7 protein-coding genes are annotated in these 13,102 nt (G+C 36.8%); 4 read left to right on the forward strand and 3 right to left on the reverse strand.

Going from position 1 to position 13,102, the window contains the following annotated elements; genetic code table 11:
- Positions 1 to 7: 7 nt before the first annotated feature.
- Positions 8 to 3,211, reverse strand: coding sequence for a SusC/RagA family TonB-linked outer membrane protein (locus tag BMY56_RS13390; RefSeq protein ID WP_091625182.1), 3,204 nt, complete (start codon positions 3,209 to 3,211; stop codon positions 8 to 10).
- A 53-nt stretch (positions 3,212 to 3,264) separates the two neighbouring features.
- A complete protein-coding gene (locus BMY56_RS13395; protein ID WP_091625184.1) occupies positions 3,265 to 3,954 on the reverse strand; it encodes a TIGR04282 family arsenosugar biosynthesis glycosyltransferase in 690 nt (229 codons plus the stop codon).
- Positions 3,955 to 4,327: 373 nt separating this feature from the next.
- On the opposite strand from BMY56_RS13395, the gene BMY56_RS13400 reads away from it, so the two are divergent.
- Positions 4,328 to 5,842 (forward strand): Do family serine endopeptidase, encoded by a 1,515-nt coding sequence (locus BMY56_RS13400; RefSeq protein WP_091625187.1) that lies wholly within the window; start codon positions 4,328 to 4,330, stop codon positions 5,840 to 5,842.
- A 78-nt stretch (positions 5,843 to 5,920) separates the two neighbouring features.
- The gene (locus BMY56_RS13405) at positions 5,921 to 6,688 is read left to right on the forward strand and encodes a patatin-like phospholipase family protein (protein WP_091625190.1); all 768 of its coding nucleotides are present in this window, start codon (positions 5,921 to 5,923) and stop codon (positions 6,686 to 6,688) included.
- 71 nt (positions 6,689 to 6,759) lie between these two features.
- Here BMY56_RS13405 and BMY56_RS13410 read toward each other — a convergent pair whose 3' ends face one another.
- Positions 6,760 to 7,809, reverse strand: coding sequence for a ferredoxin--NADP reductase (locus BMY56_RS13410; protein ID WP_091625192.1), 1,050 nt, complete (start codon positions 7,807 to 7,809; stop codon positions 6,760 to 6,762).
- Positions 7,810 to 8,030: 221 nt separating this feature from the next.
- Here BMY56_RS13410 and BMY56_RS13415 point away from each other — a divergent pair, with 221 nt between their 5' ends.
- The gene (locus BMY56_RS13415; RefSeq protein WP_091625195.1) at positions 8,031 to 11,513 is read left to right on the forward strand and encodes a T9SS type B sorting domain-containing protein; all 3,483 of its coding nucleotides are present in this window, start codon (positions 8,031 to 8,033) and stop codon (positions 11,511 to 11,513) included.
- Between the two features lie 108 nt (positions 11,514 to 11,621).
- A complete protein-coding gene (locus tag BMY56_RS13420; RefSeq protein WP_091625198.1) occupies positions 11,622 to 13,091 on the forward strand; it encodes a DUF5687 family protein in 1,470 nt (489 codons plus the stop codon).
- Positions 13,092 to 13,102: the final 11 nt, after the last annotated feature.

Raw genomic sequence — 13,102 nt, forward strand, 5'->3', positions numbered from 1 at the left:
CATATTCTTAAAAATTAAATCCGGCTTTAAAACCGATACTTCTGGTCGTGGCATACGACATATCCTCAACACCACTAATAAAACCTTGACCTTGTACAGCGAGTTGTTCAGGATCAAAATGCGGATTTTCGGTGATAGCAAATAGGTTTTTACCGATTAGGGATACATTCAACGTGGCATCTTGATTGAATAAGCTGAGGTTATCGAAGGTATAGCCAATAGATAATTGACGCAGTTTTAGAAAAGAGGCATCGTAGGTATTGTTTTCCTCGTGGTTTCTGTCATAATATTGCCTATAGTAACTTTCAGCTGAAACAGCTACAGTATTGGTGGTGTACACTGGGTTTTCTTCTGTACCAGTATTTACGACACCTGCCGGAACAATGCCAGATTCTGGTCTAAAAGCGGTTTCTGCCAATTGACCACCTACATTACCCAATGCCTTAGTTCTTGATACAATTATGCCACCTTGTCGCCAATCGAATAGAAAACCTAAATTCCAGTTTTTGTAATTGAATTGATTATTGAAACCTAACATAAAATCAGGATTATAATTCCCTAGTTTTTGTAGGTCATTATTAGGTATATATCGCCCTTCTTCGGTTAAGATGAATTCTCCGTTATCATTTTTTAAATAACCTGTACCGTACATATCACCTACACGGCCACCTTCTTCAACTTGAAAAAATACCGTTTGGTTTTGACTGTCATAAATACGAGAATAAGCCAATGTTAGTCGACCATCTTCTTGAGGTAAGCTTTCTACGGTAGATCGGTTGGTGCTAAAATTTAAGGTACTGTTCCATTTTAGATTTTCACTAAGCACGGGCGATATACCTAGAATAATTTCTAACCCTTTTGACCGAACTTCTCCGCCATTAACCACCTGTTGGGTATACCCAGATGAAATGCCAATGGGCAATGAAATTATTTGGTCTTTTGTTAATGCGTTGTAATAGGATACATCAAAACGAAATTGATCGCCGAATAAGCGAATATCTGCACCTACTTCAAAAGATGAGGTACGTTCGGGCTGCAAATTAGGATTTGCAATAATGTTAGAATTACTAAATGTAGGTTGACCGTTATATGGTGTCTGAGCTACAAAGGCTCCCGTGGTCTGGTACGGATTAGTATCATTGCCCACTTGCGCCCAACTGGCTCTTAGTTTTGCAAATGATATAGTTTTTGGTAAATCAACAACTTCAGATAGAATAAAACTACTGGATACCGATGGATAAAAAAACGAAGTATTGTCAACTGAAAAGGGGGTTGCCAATGCACTAGACCAATCGTTTCTTCCTGTGATATCCAAGAAAAGGAAATCTTTGTACCCGAATTTTGCTAACCCGTAAAAACTATTGATGCGCTTGTTCGATTCAAACTCGAATACTTCAACTGGCGAAGCGGCATTGGATAATCTGAAAATTCCTGGTTGCGCTAAACTTGTTGTTTGTGATTGAGAGGTAAATGCCTTTTGGTCCAATCTGTTTCCCCCCAAAGAAATATCGAAACTTATGTCATTAAATTGATTGGCGTAATTCAAAAGAAAGTCGGTGTTTACTTCCCTAAAGAAAACATCATGTTCTGCATAACCACCGTTTTTAAAACGATTTGAACTGTATGCCCTGCGCAATTGGCGTAGTTCACTTGAGTAATCCATACCTGTTCTAAACGATACTGTTATGTAGTCTGTAATATCATAGGTAGCAGATATATTACCAAAAACCCGGTCTCTATTAAATGAATTCCTGTTCTCGTAGAGTATGAAATAGGGGTTATCAAAATAGGTGTAATTAAATGAATATTGTTGTACACCTTCAAGACCAGGTTGCCAATAATTTTTAAGGTTATTAATATTCAATGAACGTGGTCCCCAGGCGACTAAGGAGTAATTGACATTTTCAGAACCGTAGCCATTAGAAGGGCGGTTATCACTATTAGAATTAATATAACTAATAGATGAATTGATGCGTAATTTATCAATTGGCAGAAAATTTAGTCGAGTATTTATGGTTTGTCTATCTAAATTAACACCAGGAATAATAGATTCACTTCGCAAATCGGTAAATGAAAGGCGATAGTTCCCTTTATCAAATCCAGAGGAAATTGCAATGTTGTTTATTAAGGTAGTTCCGGTTTCATAGAAATTTTTCAAATTATCTGGATTTGACTTAAATTCTGTAGGAGTAATAGGAATACTACTGTATAAGGCAGTATCTCCACCACGTACTACACTTCCATCCGCCAGAGTAACGGGACTATCATATTGTGGAATTAGATTGCCTACATCTAAACGAGGACCCCAACTATAGGTTATTAAATCATTTGTTCCTCCGCCTAATCCATCTACAAAAGCAAACTCTCCAGAATTACCTTGTCCGTATTCATTTTGAAAATCGGGCAATTGAAAGGCTGAATCCACAAAAAAGCTGGTATTATAACTAACTCCCAATCCTTTAGTGTTTTTACCGCTTTTTGTCTCAATTATAATAACACCGTTAGATGCTCTTGTTCCATAAAGTGCTGCGGCACTTGGCCCTTTTAAAACGGAAACCTCTTCAATATCATCAGGGTTTACCTCCATGGCACCGTTACCGAAATCTATTTCTTGAAACCCGGCAGCAGCCTCGTTGGTGAAATTAAAGACTGAGTTGTTATTAATGGGCACTCCATCCACAATAAATAACGGATTGTTATTGGAAAAAGATGCTTCTCCACGAATAGTAATTTTTGATGAGGAACCTACGCCAGTAGCACCTTGATTAATGGTTACGCCAGCTAATTTACCCGAAAGGTTGTCCAAGAAGTTTACTGATTTTACTTCCGTAACACCTTTGGCATCCAAGCTCTGTACAACATAGCCTAATTCTTTAGTTTCTCTTTTAAATCCTAATGCGGTCAATACCACTTCATCTAAAATTTCAGATGAATCTTCAAGGGTGACATTAATAGTATTGCGATTGTTTATAGGTACTAATTTAGATTGATATCCTAAAACCGAAAATTCAATAGCACCTGAAAGGCTAGGTACATCTATTGAATACATACCGTTTTCATTGGTCGTAGATCCGGTCAAAGTACCAGACAATACAATGTTTACATACGGAATTGAATTTCCATCGGTATCGGTAACAATACCTGTTATGGTTTCTTGAGCACTGACTATTGTTATCATAAACATAGTCAACACCATAAAAATGTGTTTCATAAATAGCTTTTGAACTGAGTTTTACAATTACCCAATAATGGGTTGGGTCGGATTTAAACAAATAAAACTTCAGGAGAACCTTTATTGAACATGAATCTGTCAGGAAACAGACATAAGAAGTTCTGGTTGGTGTAGTTTAGACTTCTTTTTATTCTTAATAACCGTATAATCAACAGTAATAAGATTGATGATAGACTTCTGGAAAACGATAATATGGTCTGTAAATCCTTTTCGTTGTCCAAATCTTGTAGAACAGGTAGTTTAATTAATTCTGATGACTCTTTTCTTAGCCATAATGATATTTGATGGTATAGGCTAAAACGTTGCCAAGGAAGGTTATGAAAACCACTAACATCAAAATTAGATTTTTGTAAGCCCAACAAGTAGAAACCTCCGTCATTAGAAGGACCAATTACGGTCTTGCCCAATGATAATTGCTTGGCTGTATGTTTAAGGTGTTGGGTTTTTAAATGAGGAGTATCGTTACCTATGGTAATAATTCTAGAAAACCCTTTGTCAAAAACATTTGCTATGGCATTTGTAAAACGCTCACCAAAAGTAGCGCCAACTTGATCTTTGTCTGAAAAGTGAAAAACAGGTAAACCTGTGTTTTGAGCTTTCTTAAGAGTGGTCCTAGTTAGATGGTGGAATAATTGCTCACCTTTAGGAATGGACTTAATAGCCAAATCTTCCTTGGCGGAATTGGCAAAAACCAAAATAGCAGTTGTACCCTGTGAATTCAATTCAAATTTTCTTTCTCGTTAATAAATTTACGTAAAAAAATAGCAAAGGTTTTCTTAGTATATATAAAAATCAAAATTTAAGTATCCGAAGCTTATTACTTTAAGTCAAAATGTCAGTTTAAACTAATCAGTCGGTTTTTAAGGTTCAAAATGCGATATTAAATAGCTGCTTCCCATATAAACAAACACTTAAATCTGTCCATAAGTACATTTTTAGCTAATTTAAGGGCGTAATTTTCACCTTACAGACTGGTTAGTCTAAAAATTCCCTTAAAATTTCAATCAATTTTAAAAAATTATTAGCATTTGCGAATCTAGCACTGGCACAGCTATTGCAATTAGGCCACTAGAAGAATTAAAAAAAATAGTAATTATGAAATCAGACACAAATAACAAAAGCGCTTGGAAGATTTATCTCTTCTCAGCGATTATTGCTCTAGTAGTAAGTTACGGGGTTCTTGAATTTAACAAACAAACTACAAAAGATGATGTTGGTGTGACGGTTGTTGATACGGTTCCTGGTAGTCATGTCCTCTATACTGCCGACAATGAGGGAAATATTAGGCCTTTAGATTTCACTGAGACATCTGAAAAAGTTTTAGATGCAGTGGTACATATTAAATCTACGCAAACAGGTGCTTCTTACGGAGACCAAGGTGCACGTGAATTACCAGACCCTTTTAAAGAATTTTTTGGAGACATGTTTAAAGGGCAGTCTCCAAACGGTATGCAGTCACGACCTAGGGTTGGTACAGGATCTGGGGTTATTATAAATGACAAAGGGTACATCGTTACTAATAATCATGTTATTGATAATGCAGATGAGGTTGAGGTTACTTTATATAACAACCAATCTTATAAAGCGACCGTCATAGGAACAGACCCAACTACAGATTTAGCATTGTTACAAATTAATGCCGATAATCTTAAAACAATGGCCTTAGTAAATTCTGATGATGTTGAAGTAGGTGAATGGGTGTTGGCAGTTGGTAACCCTTTAGGTTTAAACTCTACGGTCACTGCAGGTATTGTTAGTGCCAAGGCAAGAAGTATCCATATCAATACAGACAAGTTTGCCGTTGAAAGTTTTATACAGACCGATGCAGCCATTAATCCTGGTAATAGCGGTGGTGCTTTAGTAAATCTTGATGGTAATTTAGTAGGAATCAATACGGCTATTGCGAGTACAACAGGTACATATACTGGCTATGGTTTTGCCGTACCGAGTAATATCGTCACTAAAGTGGTGGAAGATCTTTTGAAATATGGAAATGTACAACGTGGTATGTTGGGTGTTACTATTAGAACAATGGATGGAAACTTGGCCAAAGAGAAAGATGTTGCGTTTACCAAAGGAGTTTGGGTAGAGCAAGTAGGTGAAGACAGTGGTGCAGATATGGCAGGTATTGAATCTGGTGATATCATTGTTAGTGTGAATGGAAAGGAAACAGGTACTTCGCCAAGACTTCAAGAAATCATTGCGGGTAAAAGACCTGGTGATAAAGTTGCCATTGTTGTTAATAGAAATGGTAAGGAGAAAGAGCTAGAGGTTGAACTTAAAAATTCTGAGGGTGGTACGAGCATCATTAAAAAGGAAGAGAAAGAAGTTTTTAACCTTTTAGGTGCTGATTTTGAAAATGTGAACAAAGAGTTAGCTAAGAAATTCGGTTTAGACGGCGGTGTTCAAGTGTCAAAATTATATCCTGGAAAAATAAAAAAAGAAACCCAAATGCGTGAAGGTTTTATCATTACTCATATTGATGGTAAACGAGTTAAAAATATTGACGACGTAGCCGATATTCTTGAGGGTAAAAAAGGTGGTGTTATGATAGAAGGTATCTACGAAGATGGCACTAAATATTATTATGCCTTCGGATTGGATTCATAGTCCTTGATTATACTTAATTTTATGCCGTGCAGATAATATTATCGGTGCGGCATTTTTTTTGAAATCAATTCTAGATAGATGCAAACACGTTCAAAGTCCATAGGTTTAGTGCTTTCAGGCGGTGGAGTCCGTGGTATGGCTCATATCGGAGTTATCAAAGCCATGCAAGAGTTTGGCATAGAGGCAACAGTTGTGGCTGGTAGTAGTGTGGGTGCTTTAGTAGGAGCACTATATTCAGCCGATAAGTCAATAGAAGACATGCTTCATTTTTTCAAGGATACACCTTTGTTCAAATACAATTATTTTGCTGTTGCTAAACCTGGCCTAATAAATACCGAACGGTTTATTGGCGCATTTCAAGAATATTTTCCTGAAGACAATTTTTCCGCTTTGGCGAAAGACCTGCATATTGTGGCAACGAATTTAGAAGAAGGCGAAGAAATTTTTATAAATAAAGGGGAGTTAATACTTCCGCTTCTGGCTTCTGCAGCATTACCACCAGTTTTTAGTCCGGTTCATTATAACGGTGCTTTACATGCCGATGGTGGTATTATGAACAATTTTCCTTCAGAACCTGTAAAAAAGAAGGTTGACTTTATGATTGGGAGTAATGTATCTATCGTTTCTAAATTAGAGAAAAAACATCTTAATAATTCCTTTCAATTGACTGGCAGAGTTACGGGGCTTATGATTTATGCTATTAACAGAGAGAAAATCAATAGTTGTAATTTGATTATTGAACCGCAAGAATTGGAGCACATTGGTATATTAGACCGTAGAGGAATAGAAAAGGCCTATGCCATTGGGTACGAAACGGCAGTTAGAACATTCGAAAAAGTTCTATAAAACCAATCAGGTACTAAATAAGTTCTAAAACCAACAAATTAGAAAGATATGTATCTTTTTCATGCGACAATTTATACATCATCATAGTCTATTTTTAAAGTAGGTGTCGTAGGATGCGCTTGGCAGGTAAGAATAAATCCGTCGGCTATTTCTTTATCCGTTAAAATTTGATTCATCACCATTTCGGCTTTTCCTTCGGTTACTTTGGCAATACAACTACTGCAAACACCACCCTGGCAAGAATACGGGGCATCAATATTTTCTTTTAATACAGCATCTAAGACCAAGGTTTTTTTATCCATGGTAAATTGAAATTCCTCATCATCCAATACCACCGTAATAGCAGTTGAACCTTCTACTTGAATAGGCAGTTCTTCTTTAATTTCGGTTGGGGTAAAAAGTTCAAAGAGAATTTTATCCTTGTCAACACCATTATCTAAAAGAGTATCACGTACCGTGTTGATCATAGCCTCTGGGCCACATAGATAATAGGCATTAAAATCGACAGCTGCGTGTTTATTCTTTAAAGCGTAATTAACCGTTGAGGTATCGATACGACCAAATAGGGCCTTGTCTTCACGGGTTTGACTATTCGTGAAATATACAAAAAACCGATTGGGATATTCTAGCTCTAATTTCACCAAATCAGTATAGAACATGGTTTCTTCGTACGATTTATTACCATAAACAAGTACGAATTTATTCTTCGAATTACTGTCTAAAACCGATTTTACGATACTCATTATAGGGGTAATACCACTACCAGCAACAAAGGCAGCAATATTTTGAACCTCTTTCGAGGGCTTGTAAATGAAACGTCCTTCAGGCTCCATTACTTCAAGGGTATCACCAACTTGTAGTTTATTATTCGCGTAGTTAGAAAATCCTCCGTTATCTACTTTTTTAATACCAATGGTAATACCATCTTTTTCTGGTGAGGAACTAATGGAATAGGCTCTCCTTAATTCTTTACCCTTTATTTCTTTTTTGATGGTGATATATTGACCGGCCGTAAAAGCAAAGGTCTGTGCCAAATCTTTTGGGATAGCGAAAGTTACCGCTACAGAAGTTGGCGTTAATTTTTTAATATGTTTTACCGTTAGTGGGTGAAAATGCGACATAGGATCGTTTCTTTAAATCGAAATACAAAATTAAGAATGCTTTTGCGATATCATATGACATTTGTCAAAAAATCTATATCTCAACGTTTTTTGTTGTCACTGAGCTAAAATAGAGAACCCTTAAAGTTGCACTTTAGCATTAAACTTTGCATTTTGTAGTAATTAACCTACCGGGTTCAATAAACTTTTTATTTTTGGTCGTTTACCACTAAACCCAATTCTTGAAAAAATTAGCTTTTTGTTTTTTAGTAGTATGTTTTAATTTACTCACAGCCCAAAAGGAGGCGGCCATTTGGTATTTTGGTAGAAATGCCGGGTTAGACTTCAATAGCGGAGCACCTGTTCTTTTAACCGATGGTGCTTTAGACACAAGGGAAGGTTGTGCAAGCATATCTGATCCTAACGGTAACCTATTATTTTACACCGATGGCCTTACAGTTTGGAACCGTAACCACCAACCCATGCCCAACGGTACGGGCCTCAATGGTGATCCATCTAGTACGCAAGCGGCCATCATAATACCCAAATCTGATGAACCTAATATCTTTTATATTTTTACCGTAGACGATTATGGTGGGCCAAACGGATTACAATATAGTATTTTAGACCTAAATTTAGATAGCGGTTTGGGAGGGATAACCACTCAAAAAAATATCTTATTACAAGCTCAAGTTTCAGAAAAGATAACCGCTATACAACATGCTGATAGAGAATCTGTTTGGGTGGTTACTAAAGGTTGGGAAAATAATAATTTTTATAGTTACCAGATAGATGAAAACGGAGTAAATCCGACACCCGTTACCACACCAATTGGATTTACCCCTCAATTGAATAATCGTTTAACTGTTGGGTATTTAAAAGCATCGCCAGATGGTCGTTTTTTGGGCAGTGCATCTGAAGCGCTGGGGGTCATGGAAATTTTCAGGTTTAATGCCAATACGGGTGTAGTTAGCGATTTAATTTCCTTACAGGATTATTTTGATAATACTTGGTATGATATGGAACCTTATGGAGTGGAATTTTCACCTAACGGCAAGGTTTTATATGTAAGTACCCGTGGAGGTATTCTACAATTTGATATTAGTAACTATGAGCATGATGCTATTGTGAACTCTGCAGTTCGCTTGGGAGGGGTTAATACGTCTACACCTTTTTTTGGGGCTATACAACTTGCCATAGATGGTAAAATCTATTGTGCAAGGTATGGTGGTCAATTTCTAGATGTTATACATGAACCAAATATTTTGGGACTGGCAGCTAATTATGAGGAACAGGGAATTTCTTTGGGTTCTCGAAGAAGCTTACTAGGTTTGCCTCCCTTTTTAACCTCCTATTTTTACGTAGGTATAAAAGCAGAAAATCTTTGTTTTGGTGATTTAACAGAATTCTCATTAGATGTTTCAAACCCAGTAACATCTATTTTATGGGATTTTGGTGATGGTATTAATGCAACAACGGAAGTACCTACCCATGTTTATGCTAATCCTGGCGATTATACCGTTACTGTTGAGGTTACCACAGCAACAGGAATCACATCGGAAATCAAGGATATTACCATTTTTGAAACCCCAATTGCCAACACTCCGGGAGACTTGGTAGGTTGTACCTCTTATGGTAGTTACAACATAGATTTGCCTTCTTTTAATCCTACCGTTTTAGCGACTCAAGACACTACAATTTTTACAGTTGATTATTTTTTAAGTCAGGCCGATTCAGATAATAATACAAACCCTTTAGAACCTATCCATCAGTTTGATTATGGAACAACTCCAGTCTTTGTAAGGGTATCCAATGCCAACAATGAGCAATGTTATGATACGACTCAATTCAATATCATAGCCCGTGAAGCCCCTATTGTAGAAATCATAACCGATTGGACAGTCTGTGATGACGATACCGATGGACTGTACATTTTTGACCTTTCCTTAAAAAACATAGAGATTTTCAATGGTCAAGACGAAACTACCTTTGAAATATTATATTTTGCTTCTCAGACCGATGCTGATACTGGAACGAATGTGTTACCAGTAAGCTATACCAATACATTACCAACGGAAGAAATCTTTGTTCGGATCCAAAACAGTACGTATCCTACCTGTTTTAGAACGGGAAGTTTTATGATTGCCGTAACTCCAGGAGTTACGGCAAATATTCCAAGCAATTTGGAAATTTGTGATGATAACAATGATGGTTATTCCACCTTTAATCTTGCTGATACTGAACCGGAAATTATTGGCACACAGAGTGCTAGTAGTTTATCCATTAGCTATTATGCTACAATGACTGATGCTGAGAGCAATTTAAATTCGTTACCCATTTCTTATACCAATAGCGTTGCTAATAAACAAACTATTTATGTTCGGGTGGCAAATGCTACCGATGTCAATTGCTATGCAACGACCTCTTTTGAGGTTAATGTTTTTGATACGCCCCAATTACAAACGGTTACAGACTGGCTTGTTTGTGATAATGATAATGACGGAGTTTTTGATTTTAACCTGACTGAAAAGAACAATGAAATTTTAGGAAATCAAAATCCGACCGATGTTTCAATTCGTTATTACGAAAGCTTATCAGATGCTATTCTTGCTCAAAATGAAATAACAGGAACGTATCAGAACACAGCCAACCCACAAACGCTTTTTTATCGTTTAGATAATAGTATGAATACGACATGTTTTGTGACAAGTAGTTTTGATTTGGAGGTTTTTGAAACACCGTTTGCGCTCGCTTCAACGCCTATAATTGGTTGTGATATAAACGAAACAGGAAGCCAGACCATAGACCTTACGCAAAAGAACTCTGAAATTTTGGGCAATCAAGACCCAAGCCAATTTACAGTAGCTTTTTATGCATCTCCATCGGATGCTGAAAACAGCATAAATGAGTTAAGTGCAAATTCATATATTAATACGCAAAGCCAAGAAACACTTTATGCTCGTGTGGAAAGAATAGGTCTTGAAAGTTGTTACGCTTTGACTTCGTTAGAAATTAGTATAAACCCTTTACCACAAACGGTTTTGGAAGAACGCTATGTCATTTGTCCTGATAGTCCCGCATTGGTAATCGATGGAGGTGATTTTGAGAGTTGGTTTTGGCAAAATGCTAACGGAACCGAAATAAGCACAACTAGATTTTTTGATGTAACAGACCTTGGAGAATATCAATTAACGGTATCCCAGACTAATAATGGAATAACCTGCGAGAATTCAGAAACATTTGAAGTAGTATCCTCTGGAGCACCAGAAAGTATAGTGGTGGACACCAAAGGATTTTCAGATCAAATAGATGTTACGGTTACGGCAACCGGTACTGGGCCCTTTGAGTATTCTGTAGATGGTGAAAATTATCAGGCAAGTAATGCGTTTACAGTTTTTCCAGGGAAATACACCGTGTATGTTAGGGATTTGGAGGAATGTAGAATTTTATCCGAAGAAATCATCGCCATTGGGTACCAACGTTTTTTCACCCCAAACGGCGATGGCAACAATGAATATTGGAATATTATTGGTTCGGAGCTCTACCCAGGTTCTCAACTTTATATTTATGATAGGTATGGAAAATTCTTGAAACAGTTGAGTGCTGATTCCAAAGGATGGGATGGTAAATCTAATGCAATATCGCTGCCTGAATCAGATTATTGGTTCAAATACAACTACGCCAATAATCAAGTTATGACAGGGCATTTTACGCTGAAAAGGTAGCTTCAAAATGTATGGGTTTGTCAAATTTGGGAATATAAATTTGATCAGTCTTGTAACAAACCCAAGATTTATCTTACCAATACCCTGAACACCAAAACCAACCACAGTATGTTCAGACAATTTACTTCATTACAATGGAAATCTTTTTTTAGGTCTTCCAATTTGGGCAAAAGTCTCGGTATAAAAATCGTAATGGGCTTTTTCGGAGTTTATATGCTCCTTTCACTTGCCGGTCTTGGGACCGGAATGTACTTTATCTTAAAAGAGATATTCCCAGATCAGAGCCCCATGTGGAGTATTAGTCAATATTTCATCTACTGGATCTTAATTGAATTATTCCTAAGGTATTTTATGCAAAAATTACCGGTTATGGATATTAAGCCTTTTTTGACGACACCAGTTAAGAAAAGCACTATAGCTCACTACATTTTAGGTAGATCAGCTGCTTCAATTTATAATTTGCTGACAGTATTTTTTGTAGTTCCTTTTGCCATAGTGCTCTTGTTTAATGATTACCCAATACTCAATGTACTGCTATGGGTTGTTGCAGTTATGGCCATTGTTCTTTGTATTAACTATGTTAATCTATTGATCAATAAAAATGAAAAGGTTCTAATTGGTATCGCCAGTATTCTTGCAATAGGATATGGTCTGGATTACTTTGACGTTTTTTCGGTGAAAGAATTTTTCGCGCCTGTCTTTCATGCACTATATGCGTATCCGGCAACAGTGTTGATTCCAATTGCTTTGGCTGTAGGTATCTATTATGTGAATTATCGGTTTTTAAAGGATAAAATTTATTTAGACGCCACCTTAAAGGCGAAAAGGGTAGAGGCCAATACCTCAGATTTGACGTGGACTAAGCGTTTTGGGGAAATGGGATCCTTTTTACAGCTCGATTTAAAAATGATTTGGCGTAATAAACGAACCAAGTCACAAGTCTTTATTTCTTTGCTTTTTGTTTTTTATGGATTACTGTTTTATACGGTTGACGTTTATAGTAGTATGGTGCCGATGAAAGCCTTTGTTGGTGTTTTTATGACAGGCATTTTCTTAAGTAATTTCGGGCAGTTTATTCCTGCTTGGGATAGTAGCTATTACAGTATGATGATGTCTCAGAACATACCTATGCGTAAGTACCTAGAGTCAAAAGTAATCTTGATTACCGTTAGTGTAGTATTTATGTTTCTATTGACTATACCCTATGTATACTTTGGATGGGAGGCATTGGCCATTAATTTTGGGTGTGCGATGTATAATTTAGGAGTAAATATACCGGTCATTTTATATTTCGGGTCTTTCAATAAAAAACGAATCGAATTAGATCAGAGTCCGTTTGGGAATATGCAAGGCACAAGCGCTACCCAATTTCTAATTATGCTGCCTGTTTTGGTAGTTCCGATTGTACTATTCTCCATATTTTATTACGTGTTTAACTTACAAGTAGCGGTAATTGCACTGTCCGTCTTAGGGGTTATCGGTTTTGCGATGAAGAATTACTTGTTGAACTTAATTACAGAACAATACAAAAGAAAAAAATATGGAATGATTGCCGGCTTCAAGGAAAAGGCAAGTTAAAAGAGTAGTAC

Origin of the sequence: Maribacter orientalis (assembly GCF_900109345.1) — a bacterium.
Lineage (GTDB): Bacteria > Bacteroidota > Bacteroidia > Flavobacteriales > Flavobacteriaceae > Maribacter > Maribacter orientalis.

Coding starts and splice junctions, on each gene's coding strand:
- BMY56_RS13400 (WP_091625187.1), top strand. CDS start 4,328: ATGAAATCAGACACAAATAACAAAAGCGCTTGGAAGATTTATCTCTTC.
- BMY56_RS13410 (WP_091625192.1), bottom strand. CDS start 7,809: ATGTCGCATTTTCACCCACTAACGGTAAAACATATTAAAAAATTAACG.
- BMY56_RS13390 (WP_091625182.1), bottom strand. CDS start 3,211: ATGAAACACATTTTTATGGTGTTGACTATGTTTATGATAACAATAGTC.
- BMY56_RS13405 (WP_091625190.1), top strand. CDS start 5,921: ATGCAAACACGTTCAAAGTCCATAGGTTTAGTGCTTTCAGGCGGTGGA.
- BMY56_RS13420 (WP_091625198.1), top strand. CDS start 11,622: ATGTTCAGACAATTTACTTCATTACAATGGAAATCTTTTTTTAGGTCT.